This window comes from Stappia taiwanensis (assembly GCF_014635285.1).
Classification (GTDB): domain Bacteria; phylum Pseudomonadota; class Alphaproteobacteria; order Rhizobiales; family Stappiaceae; genus Stappia; species Stappia taiwanensis.
The window spans coordinates 403,178-420,753 of record NZ_BMCR01000001.1; the positions used below are offsets into that span (position 1 = coordinate 403,178).

The window sequence follows — 17,576 nt, forward strand, 5'->3', positions numbered from 1 at the left end:
GAAAATTTGAAATGCAAAATATGGTTGCGTCGCGCAATCGCATGAATTCCAAATTCTTTATTGGCGGACCTGATGCTGAATACTATCGAAAAAGAACGTTGCTATAGAACCTTCCTATCTGAGGATCAGGTTATTTGGGCTTACAGGATAATATTGGATCGTGATCCAGAGTCGCAGGAAGCGATTGAAAGGCATCGCCGCCATTCCTCATTGGAAGAACTTAGGTCTATATTGCTAAATTCCCCAGAGTACAAAGAAAAGAAAGAAAAGGTTTTTTGGGGTGCGTCCGATCTGGACCGTTTTGTTATGGAGGTTGATAATAACGGAGGGCCAGAGGCGCCCAAAACGAAGGAGTTGTACCGAAAGTTCCGTTATATATCATCGGTTTCAGTAGATAGTAGCCTCGATCCGTACTCAGATGCGTATGTGAAACAGCAAATTTCTCTTCATGAAGAAATCTCTAACCGGCATCTAAATCAGCACGAGAACGAACAGACACCTTTTGATATGGATCGTCATATTTGCGCCCCGAACCCTTATGGCCGGCGAAGCGTCGAGAATATTGGTTATCACATCAGTCAACTCGCGAATGTTATGTTCCGCTCAGGTTTGGCGCGGGGCACGAGACTGCTCGATATGGGATGCGGTTGGGGGATGACCAGCGAACTGTTTGCTTTCGCTGGAATGGACGTAACGGCAGTAGATATAAATCCACGATTTGTTGAACTCATAAATAGAAGGCGTGAGAAGTCAGGTCTCCCGATTAAAGCCTTGGTCGGATCTTTCGAAGAAATACCGACAGAGGGAAAATTTGATGCGGTGTTGTTTTATGAATGTCTTCATCATGCTGTTAGGCCTTGGGTTGCGCTGAATCAGGTTCAAAAACTACTAAAGCCTGGTGGTAAACTCCTTCTCGCCGGAGAGCCGATTAATAATGATTGGCCCAATTGGGGGCTGAGACTCGATGCGAGGTCAGTCTACGTCATGCGCAAGCATGGATGGTTCGAAAGTGGGTGGAGCCCTAAGTTTATTCGCGAATGCATAGAAAGGTCAGGTTTCCATGTGACGCGCCTTAGTAAGGATCCACATCCTGTCGATTGGATTGTCGTTGCCGAAAAAATCTAGGCGTGCCGTATCAAGGTAATCTTGAGTGCTCCGGTCACGAGATCTTGCGTTGACGGAGTGCGGTTATGAAACCGCACAGAGATAACGCCTGGGCTGGATACGCATCCGGACAGTTGCATGTTGCTGTTCACGACTGCTGTGTGGTTGACGATTACCGTGTCACCAAGGCGCGCGCCAGGCACGACAACCGTTGTGTTCTGGTGCGCGTCAGCCGCTGTGGATGGTATGTCCCAAGTGGAAGAGACGCGGATGATGTCGGAGCCCTGCAAGACTTCTGTGCATGGGTGTTCGGAATTTATTTCGCCGCTGGTATTATTCGAGAATCTAACGCTTGAGTAGGTAACTCCATGATCGGAGACGTTTGTATTAATTCCGTAGCCACTATTGTCATGAATCGCACTGTCGCCAATATTAATGCGGGCTAGTGCATCATCAACACGTATTCCATCCGCGCCGCAGTTGAAGAACCTGCATCCTCCAGAAATTTCCATTCGTCCACTGAGCCGCCTGACGTGAAGCCCGTGCGTTGCGCTTGATGCAATCCAAGTGCGGCTCATTTGAATGAGAAGGTTACCAGGATCGTTGATGTCGATACATGGCCCGTAATTGGTGACATCGTATGCCCCTCCCAATAGAAAGAGCTCGCGATTGCGCTCGGCAACAATTGATTGATCTACAAGCAGGTGACTATCGTTCTTGATGTAGTCGCCATCGCCGAGATAGAGGCCGCCAAAGCCGCCTGCTAGGTGAACTGCAATGCCGTTGCGCGCGATCTTGTAGGGCGCCCTAAAAAAGAGGCCTGCCTTTGGGCCGGAGAGTGCGCCATTCACGATGACCGCGGTGCCGGCACAGCCCCAAATATTATGGGGATCAAAGATTGTATTATCGACAGCATCAAACCATACGCCATGATTGAGCTTCTGGCCGACAGCGTTCCACCGCTCCTGCGACATGGCGTCGATAGAGAGCTCGCTGTTCACGAATTTTCTGAGGTGGACGGCCGTCCCCGAAGTCATTTTGCGTATGCTGTCAACAGTAATTGATTGGATATGGACATTATGCACCGTGGCGACACCGTCGCCGAGTTCAAACAAGTCCACGACTGCGCTCGGCCCGGCATAGACCAGCCTGACCGAGCCCGCCCCTGCGGTTTGAATCGCATAGGACGATGTGTGCTTCGTAAGCGTTGCAGTGAAAAGCGCCGTGCCAGGGTCGATGCGAGCACCGCCTCCTTCAGGTATAGCGTCGAGCCATGCCTGCAACGCAGCGGTGTCATCACTTCCATAGCAGTACTCTGCGTCAAAAACGCTCGTGCTCGCAGCGTCTGATAATTCTACGCTTGTAGATGAGTTGACGCTGGCGATCACCGTGATGAGTTCAGTCCCTCCGGCGCCAGCTCCCTCTACTCCGATAATCTTGCCAACGTCTTCCGGCTTGAAAATTGCCAATGCGCTGTTGAATGTCGTGGCAGATGCTGAAACGCTTCCAGCGCGACCAAAAACGGCATCGAACCGAGCGCCATACATGCGTGGTGTTGGCTGCCTGACAGATAATCGCCAGAAAGCTCCGTCGGCTGATTTCAACCAACCAGCATTAACCGGTTCACTCGCAAAGCGCGTGTAGAGCCCGCCGCCGCCGTCTCCTGGCAGGTAATATCCGGCGACATAGATAGCTGACACACGCGCGGAGATCCTGGCATTCTGGACGTCGCTACAAGTGTCGAATCTCGCGGTGGCGATCTGTGCAGCCGTCGCAGCCGCATCCGCAGCAGCCATTTGAGCTGCATCTGCGGCGGCCGCTGCCATCACGGCATTTTCAGCAGCGGTCGCAATGTCGTCCGCGCTGCCGCCGTCAACGAGATTGCCGGCCTCATCTGTGACCAGGAAACGACCGGCATTCGCCGGTATGTTAAGCACCGGCGGCGTGCGGTCGTGCTGCACAATCATTGCGCGGCCGAGATCGCGCCGCAGCTCTTGCAACGTGGTGGCTGTTTTGCTCAGCTCCTTTTCCAACTCGGACGGCTTCAGGCCACCACCCATGAAAAGTGCGACGGACCGCTCCGGCGTGCGGGCGCTGTAGACGACGAACGAGGTTGTGATCGGATGGACGTGATCAAAGGTGATCGAGAACGTGTCGTACGTTGACCCGCTGGTCTTGGTGACCGTGACGCTTGCGTCGCGGGAGAACCCGGCATCGTCAGAGTGACGGACATCGACCACCACATCCTCGATGTCGAAGATATGAAAATCGAACGGTCCATAGGTTGCGCTGGTGCCGTCGCACACCAGCACACCCGACGAGCGGGTTTCTCGGGGCAGGGGATAGGGTTGCGCCACTTTAGCCTCCATCGTTCACACGATGATGCAGGCGTGACGGAAGAGTTAAGTGGGGTGCTGGCAGGTCGGGATGTCAAGGACGAGCAGCAACGCCAGGTGCCCGGTCGGGCGAGGCATCGCCGGGCTCCCACCAGTATTCCTGACCGGTGCGGCGCTTGAGGTTCTGCTGACGGGCCTTGAAGCTCTTTGCCGCGCCCGGGTCGACCATCCACTGAAGCTGATCGAGCACCATTCGCCGATAGGCGGCGCGCGTGGCCCACCAACTGGAGAGCACCGGCGTGTAGCGCCCGGCGAAATTCACCGCTTCGCGACCGGCGTTTGTCTTCTCACCGCGCGCGCCTTCCAGCGCATTGCCCACGGTCAGGCCGAACAGGTCGGAGCCGAAGTTCAATCCCGGACCAACAAACGACGAGGCGACGCCGCCACCGAAGCGGTTGGAGCTGGCCGAGGCGAAATCTCCGAGCAGGCCGAAGCCGCCACCCTGAAAGGCCGCACGCACCCAGAACTGGCTGTTGCGCGGATCCATCTCCTCAAGGTCCTTGCCGTCGGCCAGGTTCTTGATCTGTATGGCGATGGCGCCGCCGATCGTCAGGCCGATGGCGAGCTGCGCAAAATAGGCCGGGGCCGCGAACCGGCCGGCACTGTCGAGCGCTCCGATCCGCGTCATCGCCTCGATCTGCAATGTGGTCAGCGACAGCCCAAAACTCTTGAACTGGAGGCCGAAATCGGCGAATTCGCCCAAAGGCGTGCCGCGCTCCACACTGCCGGTCACCCAGCTCCGGGCGTTCGGCGTGCCGCTTGGTACCGCCCGTTCGGTCCAGCTCGCGATCAGCTCGGCATATTTCTCGGCGACCAGCCGGTGCGGAATGCGGTCTTGCTCCGCAAGATCCGACAAGCGCCCCTCGCTTGCCATGATCGAGGATGGGGTGATGAAGCCGTGATCATCGACCGAGTCGCGCATGATGTCCCAGTCGTCTGCGGTGATGCCGAACCCCTCCAGCGCCGCGCGCAGACGCTCCGGCAGTGCCTCCAGGCGATTGCCCGCCATGTCCGCCAGCGCGGCATGCCAGCTTCGGGCATGTGCGATCCGCCGACCACTGGTGATCGGCTTGAGGCCGAAGGCCATCATCGAACGGTCGACCATGTATTTCGACCAGTTGGAGCCGAGAACGAGCCCGGCAAAACGCGCCTCGGCTTCCATCACCTGAAGGTATTCGTCCCAGATGGCCCCGTCGCGCAGGACCTCCTTGCGGGTCTTGGCCGAGAGTGTTTTCAGCAAACCGCCAACGTCGCGCATGACCGGGAGGCCAGCGAGCTTCTTCGACATAGCCTCCACGAATGGATCCGTCGCGGCCGCGACGATCGAGGCGGAGCCGAGCAGGGCGGAGTTCATCACGTTCTTGACATTGGCCGTCAGCGTGGCGACCCCGGCAGCCGCGACCGGCCGGCCGCGCAGATGGGCATAGAGGCCGCGCAGGCGCCATTCAGCGTGACTGCCGGGTTGGGTTCCGGTTGCCCAGCGGGCCGTCTGACCGGTCTCGCGCGCGAGCGAAGGGGCGCCCGTGGTCGAGACGGCAACCTCGCGCCGGACGTTCTGGATCATCCATTCAAGCATCGCATCCGGGTTCGGCCCGAGCGTTTCCATCGCGGCGATGTCCTTCGCCATCGAATTTATGTGGTTGAAGATCGTCTCGATCACGTCGCCGGTGCCGAATTCCGCGTTGTAGCTCTGCCAGTGCGCCGGCGATTTGGCCACGAGAATTCGGGCGTCCTGCCGCTGGCTCGCCAATGCGCCCTTGCCGGTCCCGCGCAAGGATGGCTCCATATGCGCCCAGCCTTCGGTTGTGACCTGGTCGAACATGCGGTCAAGGAACCGATCCGCACCGGCATCGCCGATCGGCTCACCGGTGAGCGGGTTCACCGACCGGTCGAAATCGAAGGCTTCCTTGGCTTTCGCGATCCAGTTGGCCTTGGCCTTGACGATCGTTTCCGCGCCGCCGGCCTTGCGCATCTTCAACCCGTCATGCGTATGCGGAAGGCCGAAATCCTTCAGCTTGGCAATCGCGCCGCCGGCGGCATTGAAGCGCTGGCGCAGATCTTCAAACACCTCGGAAATCGACTGCGCCAGGGCGGCGGCCGTCTCATTGCCGGACGGCTCACCGTGAAGATCCTTCACCAGGTCCTCGATGTCGGCGAGGTTATGACGCATGCCCGTGACCGCGCCTCGTCGCCAATGCCACATGGCTTCGTTGAGCCGGCCCTGGGCCAGCATGATGATGGCTTCGGATCGACCACGGATCGAGGAATAGCCCCGATAGCCATAGTGCGACAGCACGCCCATGGCCGCCTCGAACACGTCCGGGCGTCCCTTCTCGTCGCGATAGCCAATCAACTCGCCCTTGAGCCGCTGCCGCGCCCGCTCCATCAGGGCGGCGCGGCGGCGCTTCTCGATCGCTTGCATCTTCAGTTCGCTGGAAAGCCGCTCGCGGGCGAGCCGCGCCGCCTCCTCATCGCCCAGCGACATGCGCGCTTCGGCAAAGCGGGCGTCGAAATCATCGTTGAGCGCCTGCGCTTCCTCGCGTGAGAGCGCGCCCTGTTCGACGGCAGAGATCAGGCAATCGCTGAACGACATGATCAGTCCTTTTCTGCATCACCTGCGCGCTTGCGTAAGTTATTCTCTCTTAGAAGATCATCATATTTTTTCGTATTGGGGCGATCTGTTATAAGGTGGTCAATGATTTTCAGCATAGCATCATCTTTCGTTGCGAATTGCCCCTTCCAGAGACTTCGCTTTATATCGAGGCTGTGCCTTAGAAGCTCTTCTTTCGCCTTCTTTGAAAACGGCACGCCTGAGTACTTTTCCACAAGCTTGATCCCCCAATCTCGTGCGGCAGAAATTCCGTCCTTCCTCGGCGGTTCTCTAAGGATGGCAAGACCAATCTCCACCATTTTGATGTTGTGTTCACGTCTCTTGGCCATCCATTGAAATACTCCTGTAACAGCACCGCCTCCAAGGAATGCACCGAACAGGGTCACGAAGAAGTCCATTGATCAATCCTTGCAACTGTCGACGATGGCTGAAAGGTCATCGTCGCGTGTGGCCCGCGCCACAGCCTCATCACCGGTAGTGAATCGCTGATTGCCATCGCCGTCAACGCCATCGGGCAGCATATCCCACATCGAGCCCTGACCGGCCTCTTCCAGCTCCGCAGCCGTGGCGGGCTGTGGTACCAGCTCGTCAGCCGATCTTGCCGCATCTGGCGAGCCTGGTTCGACTGTCGCGGCCGGCTTCAGCTCCGGCTCGGCAGGCGAGAGCAGGCGGCCAAGTCCGCCTTCGTCGATCATGGTCTTCACATCCGCCACGAATGCGCGCGCCGCTGGTCCGGGCTTCGCCCCTTCCGCAACCTGGCGCGCGGCGGCCGACAACGCATCGGAGACCGGGCCGCGTGTGCGCGCCATCCGATCCAGCAGCTCGCCGATCATCTCGGCGGTCGCCGCGCGGCTTTCATTGCCGCCCGTATCGAGCCGGTTGCCTGCGGCCTCGATCACATCGGCGTTGTCGGCGAGCGTGGCGAACAGGCGCTTGTCCGAACGCAGCGCCTTGATCGCCGCATCCAGCACCTTCACGCGCTCGCCCATCAGCGTCCGTTCGATGCGGAACGAGCCGAACATGTCGTTCTGCACCTCGACCTGGCGGCCAGAGGATAGGCTTTCGCCGATCAACAGCCGTGCCTGGCGATCGGTTTCCGGCGCGAAGTGTGCAAGATCCTGGAGCACACCGGAATGAAGCGCGGGATCGGCGACCATTTCACCGACAAGCGCCGCGTGGTTCTCCGGCACCAGGCCGTTGAGCGTCATTCCGAAGGCATCGTCCGACAGACGTGAAAGGCCCACCGCCTTGCGCATCATCGGGCCGGACACCGGCAGGCTGTCGTCAAGCAGCTCGGGGCTGTCGCGCAGGATCCGCGCGGCGTCGAGCGGCGTTCCGCTGCCCTCCTGCATGTTCTTCTTGGCCGCGAGTGCACGAACGTCGGCAGTCGTCCAGCCATCCGCCTCGCGAAACACAAAGCCGTCCAGCACGACGCCCTCGGCGCCGTCTTGCTGGAGCCGCTTCGCGAGCCCCAGGCGTTGATGGCCGTCGGCGACATAGCGGGCGCCACCGCCCCGCTCATGCACGAAGATCTTCCCGCTGGCGGTCGGGTCCCATTTCTCCACCCCGGCGAGCCGGTCGGTGACGCCGGCGGCATCGCCGCCGCCCTTGTACTGGTATGCGGCTGCGTCCGTCTCCAGCGTGCCGGGATCGAACCGGGAGAAGACCGCCGGCTTGCCCTGCACATCGATGCGGCCGGACGGCGCTTCGGCGGCCTCGTCCAGGACCTGAGCGACGTCGGGTGCCCGCGTCGGCTTTTCGACCGCGCCGGACACCGGCGGGCCATCATCCGCGATCTGGTCAACGGCCTCGGTAGCCATGCGGCCGCTTTCCTCCGGCGTCACGCCCTTCGGTGGATCGGCGAAGGCGGCGGCTTCGTCGCGGCCGACTTCGAGGGCCGCGTCGAACTCAGCTTGCACGTCCGGATCGAGCTTTTCACGCGCCGCCCGAACCTCGGCCGGCGCCGCGCGGCCAGCGCGGATCATTTCGCTGACGCCGGTCATGGCGCCGCCGAGAACGCCACCGAGGCCGGCCGCAATCGCGACATTGCCGGCAGCCTCGCCAACGCCCGCTTCGAGCCCGGCTTCGGCCCGGCCCATCTGGGCGGGCACCTGCAACACGGTTTCCACTCCTGCATTGATCGCCGCGTTCCGTCCGACCGAAGATAGGATCCGCAACGCGACATTCGCGGCGGCGCCGCCTTCGGGGCCGCCGACGAAAAGGGTTCCGACCTGCAAAGGATCGCGCAGGTAGCCGCGCATCGTGCCGGCAAAGCCGGCGAGCCACGAACCATCTGGCGCGTTCGGGTCCGCGTTGACTGCCTCGGCGCGGGCCTCCGCCGCGCGGCCAATCTCGCGCGCCTGGTCATCGATCGACAGGCCGGCGCGGATCCGGTCAGCCTTGTCCGGGTACTGTTGTTGGAGCTGGTGCAGGCGATCGGCGAACAGGCGTTTGCGGGTGGCGACGATGTTTTCGTTCGGATGCCGCCGCCGCAGTTCGTCCATGGTGGGCATGCGGGCCAGCCTGAGAGGGTTTTCAAGCTGCACCCCCGTCGCCTCCTTCACGGCCGCGATGCGCTCGTCATAGGCCCGTTCCCGGCGGGCCAGGAGGTTCATGGCGTTCTGGGTGTAGGTCTGCGCTTCGTCGTTGGCGCGAAAGGCTTCTGCAAAGCCCGCGAAATCCCGATCGCGACGTGCCGCGTCACGCTGGCCGGCTTCCGACCAGTTTCGCGGCGCGGCCTCCGCAAGGCTGGCGTCGCGCGCATCGGCCGCGGGCGTCAGGAAGATGCTCATGGCCGCCACACTCCGGCGGGCAGGCGGTCGCGCAGGGCCGGAATCGCCTCGAAGGACAGCACGAAGGGCCGCCCGTCGGCGCCGCGTACCCACATTGGCGTGTCGCTCTCTGGATCTCCGGTGGCGAAGCGATAGCCGCCAGCCGTGGCGACCGGAAAGGCGCCCTTGATCTGGGCCGCCGGATAGGGGCGACCCTCCGCGTCGACCGGTGGAACGGGAAGGGCGCGAAGGTCGGTTTCGGTGACAGCATCGAGCACCTGGCCGAAGGCGTCGGCGCGGATGCCGGTCGGAACGAGCACCTTGCGCGAGGACCACCACAGGCCCGGATCGTGATCGGCGAAGCCGCCATACTGCACGTCGCCGATGTAGGTCGCGCCGGCCGCTTCGTTGAGCGCGCGTTCATAGACCGGGCGCGCGTCGTCGGACTTGGGATCGATGCCGGCCGCATCGAGCCGCGCGCGGGCGATGGACCCGGCCGCAGCGCGAATGCGCGCACCCTCGGCGGGATGCAGCGAAAAGGCCGTGCCGATCACCTCCGACGAAACTTCACGCTGACGGTCGCGCGGCACCTGCGGCCGCATTCGTCCGTCCTGTCCAGGTCGCGTGCCTTCCAGGACCAGGCGCGCGGCCTCCGGATCGCCGCCGGCGGCGATGATCGCGCCCGCGTGCGACAGCGGCTCGGCATCCTTACCGAGTTCGCGCAGCATAGACGGCAAGGCGTCACCGCCGGCGCTGACCATGCCGGCCGCCAGCGCCATCGCCGCTTCCGGATCGTTGTCGATCAGGCCGCGCAACAGTTTTGCCTCGCCAGCGCGGAAATACAGTGCCGGCACGCCGAACCGCTCTGCCGCCGTCTCCGCTGCATCCAGGCGCTTTTCGAAAGCGGCAGCAGCATCGGCCGGCGTCGGCGCATCGAACGGAAGCGGTTCGACTGGATCGATAGCCCCGAACCGTTCGGCGACGCCGAGCGGATCGGTCGCAAGCTCTTTCTTGTGCCTGTCGATCAGATCGCGGCCGAAGGCCAGATCCGTCGGATTGGCCCGACCGCTTTCGTCACGCACCAGCTCGGGAAGCGCGCGTTCAGCATCCGACAGCGGCATGGTGCGGATAGCCTCTGCCACCTGAAGCCTGCGCAGGGCCGACCGCCCGATTTCGGAGCCGTCCGGCGCCTGGGCCAGTTCGAACTGGAAGGCGGCCAGTTCATCCGCCCCGGTGGTTTCGCCCACCGCATGCCGTTTGGCGAGGTCATCTCCCTCCCGCCGCAGGCGCTTCGAAATCTGCTTGTCCTTCGTCCGCCGGTCGCGCTCCAGCTTGGCTAGTTTCGCGTCGATATCGGCGAAGGCGTGGCGGTCGACGCCGGGCAAGTCACCGGCCGCATAGTCGCTGCGGATCTGGTCGCGCAGGGCAGCGATATCATCGGCCGGCAGCTTCATGCCCTGGCTGACATAGAATCCCGTCATGGTGTCGCGGCGCGAGCGTTCTTTCGCCTGTCGGGCTGCATCGGCGGACATGATGCCGCGCTCGGCCGCGCTGTCGTAATGATCGTCAATCGTGGCCTGTGCGGACAGAAGTTGTTCAAGCGCACCATCTTCCGTGACATCCAGACCGGCCATCAGGCGAGACTTGTCTTCTTCAGCGATGCCGAGCCGGTCGTTAAAGGCCGCGCGGTCGGCTTCCTCGGCGCGCTGTGCCGCCTCGGCCTTCGCGCGGCCGACGGCGGAATTGGCCTGCCTGTCGAACGCAACGGTGTAGTCGGCTGCGATTTCCTCGAACACATGCTCGTTGAGATGTGCCGCCTTCAATTGGCCGAGCGCAGTTTCCAGCTTTGCCGGATCGTCCTTGTAGGTCTCATAGACAGAGCTGATGTCATCCCGCATCGCAGTGTCGAGCATCTGCAAATAGGTGCGGCTGCCCGCCTGGTCATAGGCCCTGCCACGCAATGTGGCGGACCCGGTCGGCTGCCAGGCCGCCGACCGGCCAGCAGCAATCGATGTGGCGCCGCCGGCTTTCGAAATCCACAGGTTGGCAAACTCGCGAGCGGTCATATCCGACCGGCCGCCATTCAGCGCAATCGCCTCAGCGCCGACGAGATCTGCGGCGCGGCGGCCCGGATTGGCCAAGAGTTTGGTTGCGCCGCCGGCCCCTTGCTGGTGTGCCAGATACAACTCTCCAGCGGTCGGCTCACGGCCGAGAGCCTTGCGCAAGGTCGCTGCGTTATCACGAGCGAAGCGCGCGGCCGCATCTGAGGCTTGCGCTGGGTCGAAACGATCGGCAAGGCCATATTGCGCGGCGGTGCCATCAATGAACTGAAACAGGCCACCGGCGGAGGTGGCCGGGTTTTTCGCCGCTGGATTGAAGGAACTTTCCAGTTCGGCGATTTTCAGAAGCGCGGCAGGGTCGATGCCGTGACGCTGCGCCGCAGCCGAAATCATCTGGCGGATGGCACCGGGAGCCTGCACCTGCGCGCGGGAAGGGCGGTCCGAGGCCGTCGCGCCAGCACTACCGTCGATCGACATCGGCCGGCCAGCCAGTGCGTCTGCTTCGCCGCGCCGCCCGCCGTCAAGAATGGCTTCTCGGTCGGCGATCGCGCTGAACTTTCCAGCAAGCCGGCTCATGCCGGCGGCCACGCGGCGCTCAAGGTCGCCGCCTTCGCGAGCGACCGGCAACAGACCTTCCGCAAGCAACGGCCGCGCCTCGAACTTGCGATACTGAACGGGAGTGCGCCTCTTGTTGGTCATTGCTACCCCCGCTCCAACCGGTCGGCACCGTACGAAAAGGCGAGACCGAGCGCGTCCATGAAGCCGCCGCGCCGCGCCCGCCGCGCGCGACCACGAAAGACCGAGGCGCGTTCCGACAGCCGCGCGGTCCGGGTTTCCTGCGTTCCCGCATCCGAGGTCAGCGCATAATCAGCCTCGCGAAACGCCTGTTTCTTCGCGACCCTGGGCGTGCCAAAGCTGAGATCGACGCCGCTTGCCGCATAGGCGGTGTCCTGATCGCCGATCGCCTCGGCCAGTTCCCGCTTGATCGACGCGCGACGGGAGATTCCCTGCAGCGTCTCAAGCGGAATTTGCCGTTCGGCATCCTCCGCCTGAAGCTCCATCATCTCCGCATCCGCGTAACCGGCGCCGATCGCCGAGACGGCCCCGAGCACCGTCGCGGTTCCCTCCAGCAGCGATGCAAGGGAAAATCCACTGCCAGCCGCTGCCGCTCCAGACGTAGCCGCCGCCCCCGCCGTTGCAGCGGCCGTGCTGGTCGCGGCGGTCCCCGTCAACGCTTGAAAGCCGGATGTCAGAAGCCCGATGGCGATTTCCATTACAGCGCGGCCTCCACCGTATAGTCGCGGACCCGCAAGCGGCCGGGACGGTTTTGCGTGATCACCAGTGTCGGAGCGACCGTCATGCCCGGCATGCCGGTCACACGCACGGGTTTCGTTTTCGCCGGTGGTGGCGCGCCTGCAGGATCGGCCGTCGTCAGAAGATCGACCGGCTTTGGCGCACCGCCATTGGCGCCGACGGCGAGACTGTCTGTGTCGATGATGTTGATGGTCACTGAATGAATGCGGCCCGGGCGCAACAGGATTTCATCGTTCGGCAACAGCTTGTGGTAGCCCATCGATTCATGGACCGGCGGTTGCCACAAGCCGGCGCGAACCTCGGCGAATGGGCTTTCAAGATCGATCGCGCCAGCGGTGACAACGAACGGGCCGAGGATATAACCGTCGGCCTCAGCCCAAACCGTGCGCCCTTCCCACAGATCAAGGCCGGACATCTTGCCCGCGAGATCCGTGGTGCCGGTGATCGCGCCCTGGAACAGGTTGGTTTCCTGTTCTTCCATGATTTCATGCGTGACGGTGCCGCCGCGATCGACCGTGAGCCAGACCCGGTTTTGCCCATCCACTGACAACCCAGTAACCTTGCCTGCATCGGCCGCCACCCACTCGACAAGAGCCAGAATTTCCTGGTCGAGCACCACCAGCGCGCAGATGAGGCGACCGGTCGATGACTTCAGCCACCAGCGTGCGGCATCATTTTTCCGGACCTTCTTTTGCAGCGCGTCCATGTCCAGTTCATTGACAAGATGCGAGGCCAAGAGGCTTTCCGGTTTCGAGCTGTAGCGCGTCGAAACGTCGTCATAATTCGCGGAGTAGAGCACCTGACCCTGACTTCGGTCGCCATCGGGTCGATCGTTGCCCGACACATAGAAGACGCGCCCCTCCATTTCGACCGGCGGCACATGCGGCTGGATCCCGTTTGACGAGGTGCGCACCCAGTTCAGCGGTTCGCCTTGTTTGATGGTGCGGTTGGACGCGAACCACTCCCCCTGATCCGTGAAAACGAGAAGATACTTGTCCTCGAAGATCGCAAGGATCCGTTGTGATGTCTGCGTGCGCAGGGCTTCCAACCGGGCGGCGTTGTCCCCTGAAGCTTCGATGTTGAGCCGGAAATACTCCCCCACTTCAGACATCGCGAGAGCCGCCTGCCGGGCCTTCGGGGTGAGATATATTGCGCGATCCTGGTACAGCCCCATACCGGCGAACCATCCGCGTTCGTCGCTGACAATCGGTTCTCCGTCGGTCTCGCCGATCTCCCGATGAAACGATAGAGCGGAGGCTTCCGCCGTGTTCACGATACGTGCATCGACTTGGTATTCGGCGCCAGCCAGGTCCGCACCAAAGGTGATACGCAGGACGCGATAGCGTGACGCTGCCTGTGTTTCATCCTGGGCAACGGTCACGCCATCGGAAAGCGACGGCAGGCTGCGCAGCTCGGCCTGCAGCGCGGTGGCCAACAGATCGTAATGCGCGGCGGTCGAGGCGTCCGGAGCAATCGGGTCTCCCATCGCATCGACCAGTGGGAGCCCCTTCGTCTCTTCACCGTTCACACTGACCGACAAGACAAAGCTCGCGGTGCTACCCGCCCACCGCAACGCGATATCCCAAACATCGTCGGTTTTCGGGTATACGTCGCCAAGATCAACCTTGGGTATCCGGTCATAGGGCCAAAGGTCCTTGGTCCAGACGGTATCGTCCGCGCTGTCGCGCAACAGCCGGATCGTCTCCAGGTCCTCATGGAAGATGCCGACCGTCGCCGCTTCGCCGTAGAATTCCAGCTCAGGCAGAAGCGCAGCGGTGATTTCCGGCAGCGCAATGCTTGCGACAGCCTGCCGGTCGTTTCTGAAAATGTCGCACCAGCCAGCACTGAAGATCAGCGTATACGAGACGCGCGCACTCACGGGCAGCGTGAAATGCCGGACCGAAGCGGATCTGGCAACCGCCACGTGGGCGGTGCCTGGCATAAGCCGGAAACCCGATTGAGGAACAGGCTCGACATTCTTGAAGCGCTTTCCCGCCGAATAGTACTGGCGCATGCCGACCTTGCCATACAGGTCTTCGCTGAATTCACCCGCATTGCAGGATGACTTCTGCGGTCCGGATTGTGTCACCATGCACTAGAACCTTCCGTGCCAGGGGCCCGACCCCGCCAACGTGAGCGGGTTTTGGTCGCTCAACGGCTGGCCGATCGGGGCGGCAGCCTTGTTCTGTGCCATCAGACGGCCGAACATGCCGCCCGTGCCTTCCTTGGACGGCGTGCCAAAGGCTAGCTTGAACTGCTCATCTCGCAGGTTTGTGTTTTGGGTTACGGGGACCGCGAGATATCCGGCAAGCGCGGCCGTGAAGGCGGTTCGAAACGCCGGGTCCCAATGCTCTGGATCCCGCTCGACCTTGATGGTGACCCAGATATCCATGGCCTCCGCGTAGAGGAAATCCCCCTCCAGATCGAAGTTTCGGCAGGGCTGCCGGCTGCGGGGATCGGTCATCACCTTCAGCGGATCGCCGATCCGGCCGCCAGGGAGTGCGAATTCATGCGGCCAGCCATTGACCGGTTGGCGGCCCGTACGGGTCAGCTTGAAGGTCTGCTTACAGAACTTCCAATCAGCAAGGCCAAAGCAATGGTCGACACAACGTTGCCAGGTCCGCTGGATCTGACCGGACAAATCGTCGTCGCCGTCGACGCTGAAGGTCGCGAAGGCTCCGATATCGGTCAGTGCCCAGTTGATGATCACCACCTTGTCGATAACCCCGGTCATGTGCCCCCCTTCGAACCGCAAAAGAGAGGAGGCGCCAGAAGCGCCTCCCGCTCATCATCATGCAGGTGCGTTCACGCCTGCCGTTTCCAGGTTGGCAATGAGTGCGTTGACCGTGGCCTGCACGCTCGCAAACCGCGCGTCGACATCGGCCGCGGACGCCGCATTGCTGCCGGCACCATCAACGCCGGTGACCGGCGTCAGCGCCAGATCCGCCACATTGGCCTGTCCAAGCACGGGACTTTCGAGCTTCACCGTCACGTCGCCAGTGTCCGGGACGCTGGCAAAGGTGAGGACCACGAACGCGGGGCTGCCGTCCTTGTCGATCATCGCCAGGACAACATCGCCCGCGCCGATCGTAGTGCGGCTGTCGTTGAAAAAACCGGCCGAAATCACCTCGGCCAGAGTGTGGTTGCTCGAATAGACGTAGAAGTCGGTCTGGTTGGTGCGGCCCATGTCGGCCGTCATGAAGCGCGAGAGCGCCTTTTTCGAATGTGCCATTTTTTTGCCTCCGGGCAATAGGGACGATGGCGGCCAGGGCGGCCGCCACATGCTGTTATGCCGGGCGTTCAGCCCGGTTGATCGCCTTGAACCGAAGGCGCACGACGCCTTCCGGGAGGATCCCGACCGCGTTGCCGGACAGCCCGACCTTGCCGAGCATCGGCGTCCCTTCGTGGTCTGCATGGGTGGTCAGGCTCATGTCCTCCTTGTCCCACTCTGCTTCCGCACCGACCGCATCCTTCGCCCACATGAAGGTGTCGAGGTAGCCGGTATCATTGAAGGCACGCGATCCGGCGCCCGTGCCAAACTTACCGGTGCCATAGGTGAAATACTCGTTCGGCAGGGCGAGCAGGTGACAGCCCCGAACCGTGCGCTTCTTGACCTTGGTCGCCTTGGCGAAGGGCAGGTTGTCGGGACCGGAGTACTGCGAGTTTTTGATTTCCTCGTACATTTCGAGCTGGCTCATCCAGGCGTGGGGGATCACCCAGGTCATCATGTTGTCGTCGTCGTCATTGCCGGCGCCGGCGACATGATCGATCGCCTCCATCATGTCGACGATGTCGATCCGCGCGCTACCATCGCCAATCTGCAAGCAACTCTGCGGGGCATCCTGAAGCGCCGAAACGCCATTCACGAAGGTGTTGAGCGCATCGAGCTTCAGCGTGTCGCGCTTGCGGCGAATGGCCCCCGTCAGCATACGGCCAATCGCCGCCTGCTCGTTCGGTCCCTGGCGGCGCGCGTCCTGCACACGCATCCAGGCGGACGCCTCGAAGTCACGCATCGACACCTTGATCAGGTCGAGCGACGGATTGGTGTTTGTGATCTTCTGAATCGATCCGGAAAGCTCATACGCTTCCACGCGGCCAACGACAGGAAACTTGATTTCACCCGCGCCGCCATCGCCCTGCACCATCGTGCCGTCGAGATAGCCGCCCATCGCCTGATAGCGCGCGCGGACCTGGTCACGGATTTTTTCCCGATACCAGTTGGGTGCCTGAGTGGTCATTTTGTTCGGACCTCATGTGATTTGCATGGAAACCACCTGGGGCTCGATTGGCCGGAACGGGCAGCGGGTCCGGTGAAGGATGGCTACTGCACAGTCCGGGTCGCTTCCGCCCGGTGAACAGCTTTGGAGTGTGCGGCCTGTCCACCGGGCTTAAATGCAATGCTTCAATTGCCGACGACGCGCTCGTACTCCTTCTGGAGCTGGTCATAGCTTGCCCGGTCGAATTTCGGATTTCCCGGCGTGTTCTCGGGCAGGGCGGCTTTCCGCGCCAGTTCGGCGCGCGGGTCGGCTCCACCGCCATTCGCGCCCCCGCCAAAAGGACCCGTGCTCGTATCGCCGCCGGCAAGCCGGCGCACATACTCGATGAACATGTGACCCTTGGCACTGTCACCGAGCTCGGTTTTCACATAGTCGAAAACCTCCTTCGATACGCCGCCTTCGCGCCCCGCTTCACGGCTTGCAAGCTGATCGAGAAACGACTCGTTCTCCTGCATGCGACGCTCGCGCGCCTGCTGTTGTTCGGCCGGTGACAAATCGCGAGCGTTTTCGGGCGTCAGCGCCTCGCGCTCGGCGTCCACGTCCAGGAACGGCTCCAGCACCCCCATTTCCTGGGCAACGGCATAAAGCTCCGTTGTCAGTGACTGGAAGTCACCGACCGGGATGCCGCGCTCATGGGCGATCTTGGCGACACGCTGGAAAGCCGTATCATCCGAAAGCCCCTTGATATGCGGCGCCAGGGCTTCGGGAACGTCGTCGCCGAAGGTACTGTACGCGGCGGGATCGGCCGGCACCCCGCGATCCGTGTCCTTCTGCCGGTAACCACTCAGCGCTTTCGCCATCTTGTCGATGGTTTCGCGGTCGGATTGACCAAGCATATGGTCAGGCAGGCCATCGGGTCGGTAGATTTCGTTCCGCCCCTGCGGCGGCAGATCGCTGGGCGGAGCGCTGTCATTCGCGCTCCCGCCTTCAGCATCGCCGGGCGGCGGCGCATCATTACCGCTATCGGCCGCGCCGCCGCCGTCTTCCGGCGCCCGCAAGATCATGTTGTGCAGCCGCAGCTTCTCAATAAGCCAGTTGGGCAT

The 17,576-nt window shown here is 62.1% G+C and carries 12 protein-coding genes; 1 reads left to right on the forward strand and 11 read right to left on the reverse strand.

Features of this window, described 5'->3' with window-relative positions:
• The first annotated feature begins 72 nt into the window (after window positions 1-72).
• Window positions 73-1,125 carry a class I SAM-dependent methyltransferase gene (locus tag IEV83_RS01775; protein WP_181762049.1) on the forward strand — a complete coding sequence of 351 codons (1,053 nt, stop codon included), beginning with the start codon at window positions 73-75 and terminating at the stop codon, window positions 1,123-1,125.
• On the opposite strand, the gene IEV83_RS01780 is transcribed toward IEV83_RS01775, so the two are convergent.
• The 11 genes from IEV83_RS01780 to IEV83_RS01830 all read right to left on the reverse strand — a co-directional run bounded on the left by IEV83_RS01780 (window position 1,122) and on the right by IEV83_RS01830 (window position 17,576).
• A complete protein-coding gene (locus tag IEV83_RS01780) occupies window positions 1,122-3,461 on the reverse strand; it encodes a right-handed parallel beta-helix repeat-containing protein (RefSeq protein WP_188478579.1) in 2,340 nt (779 codons plus the stop codon). The genes IEV83_RS01775 and IEV83_RS01780 overlap by 4 nt on opposite strands.
• A gap of 73 nt (window positions 3,462-3,534) precedes the next feature.
• Window positions 3,535-6,093: a hypothetical protein gene (locus tag IEV83_RS01785; RefSeq protein WP_181762048.1), complete on the reverse strand. Its 2,559-nt coding sequence runs from the start codon at window positions 6,091-6,093 to the stop codon at window positions 3,535-3,537.
• Window positions 6,094-6,095: 2 nt separating this feature from the next.
• On the reverse strand, window positions 6,096-6,509 hold the full coding sequence (locus IEV83_RS01790; RefSeq protein WP_181762047.1) for a hypothetical protein: 414 nt from the start codon (window positions 6,507-6,509) through the stop codon (window positions 6,096-6,098).
• Between the two features lie 3 nt (window positions 6,510-6,512).
• Entirely contained in the window at window positions 6,513-8,996 is a 2,484-nt protein-coding gene (locus IEV83_RS01795; RefSeq protein ID WP_181762046.1) for a flagellar biosynthesis protein FlhF, read from the reverse strand.
• The gene (locus IEV83_RS01800) at window positions 8,900-11,641 is read right to left on the reverse strand and encodes a transglycosylase SLT domain-containing protein (protein ID WP_181762045.1); all 2,742 of its coding nucleotides are present in this window, start codon (window positions 11,639-11,641) and stop codon (window positions 8,900-8,902) included. The genes IEV83_RS01795 and IEV83_RS01800 overlap by 97 nt, the downstream gene beginning before the upstream one ends.
• Window positions 11,642-11,643: 2 nt before the next feature.
• On the reverse strand, window positions 11,644-12,216 hold the full coding sequence (locus tag IEV83_RS01805; protein WP_181762044.1) for a hypothetical protein: 573 nt from the start codon (window positions 12,214-12,216) through the stop codon (window positions 11,644-11,646).
• Window positions 12,216-14,348, reverse strand: coding sequence for a phage tail protein (locus IEV83_RS01810; RefSeq protein ID WP_181762043.1), 2,133 nt, complete (start codon window positions 14,346-14,348; stop codon window positions 12,216-12,218). The genes IEV83_RS01805 and IEV83_RS01810 overlap by 1 nt, the downstream gene beginning before the upstream one ends.
• A 3-nt stretch (window positions 14,349-14,351) precedes the next feature.
• Window positions 14,352-14,990, reverse strand: a complete 639-nt coding sequence (locus IEV83_RS01815) for a phage connector family protein (protein ID WP_181762042.1) — start codon at window positions 14,988-14,990, stop codon at window positions 14,352-14,354.
• A 57-nt stretch (window positions 14,991-15,047) separates the two neighbouring features.
• Window positions 15,048-15,488 (reverse strand): hypothetical protein, encoded by a 441-nt coding sequence (locus tag IEV83_RS01820; RefSeq protein WP_181762041.1) that lies wholly within the window; start codon window positions 15,486-15,488, stop codon window positions 15,048-15,050.
• Between the two features lie 55 nt (window positions 15,489-15,543).
• Window positions 15,544-16,494, reverse strand: coding sequence for a phage capsid protein (locus IEV83_RS01825; RefSeq protein WP_181762040.1), 951 nt, complete (start codon window positions 16,492-16,494; stop codon window positions 15,544-15,546).
• Between the two features lie 164 nt (window positions 16,495-16,658).
• The gene (locus IEV83_RS01830) at window positions 16,659-17,576 is read right to left on the reverse strand and encodes a hypothetical protein (protein WP_181762039.1); all 918 of its coding nucleotides are present in this window, start codon (window positions 17,574-17,576) and stop codon (window positions 16,659-16,661) included.

Bases quoted from the DNA above. Each gene is read 5' to 3' on its own strand.
- IEV83_RS01775 (WP_181762049.1), top strand. From the start codon at position 73: ATGCTGAATACTATCGAAAAAGAACGTTGCTATAGAACCTTCCTATCT.
- IEV83_RS01785 (WP_181762048.1), bottom strand. From the start codon at position 6,093: ATGTCGTTCAGCGATTGCCTGATCTCTGCCGTCGAACAGGGCGCGCTC.
- IEV83_RS01790 (WP_181762047.1), bottom strand. From the start codon at position 6,509: ATGGACTTCTTCGTGACCCTGTTCGGTGCATTCCTTGGAGGCGGTGCT.
- IEV83_RS01800 (WP_181762045.1), bottom strand. From the start codon at position 11,641: ATGACCAACAAGAGGCGCACTCCCGTTCAGTATCGCAAGTTCGAGGCG.
- IEV83_RS01805 (WP_181762044.1), bottom strand. From the start codon at position 12,216: ATGGAAATCGCCATCGGGCTTCTGACATCCGGCTTTCAAGCGTTGACG.
- IEV83_RS01810 (WP_181762043.1), bottom strand. From the start codon at position 14,348: ATGGTGACACAATCCGGACCGCAGAAGTCATCCTGCAATGCGGGTGAA.
- IEV83_RS01815 (WP_181762042.1), bottom strand. From the start codon at position 14,990: ATGACCGGGGTTATCGACAAGGTGGTGATCATCAACTGGGCACTGACC.
- IEV83_RS01820 (WP_181762041.1), bottom strand. From the start codon at position 15,488: ATGGCACATTCGAAAAAGGCGCTCTCGCGCTTCATGACGGCCGACATG.
- IEV83_RS01825 (WP_181762040.1), bottom strand. From the start codon at position 16,494: ATGACCACTCAGGCACCCAACTGGTATCGGGAAAAAATCCGTGACCAG.
- IEV83_RS01830 (WP_181762039.1), bottom strand. From the start codon at position 17,576: ATGCCCAACTGGCTTATTGAGAAGCTGCGGCTGCACAACATGATCTTG.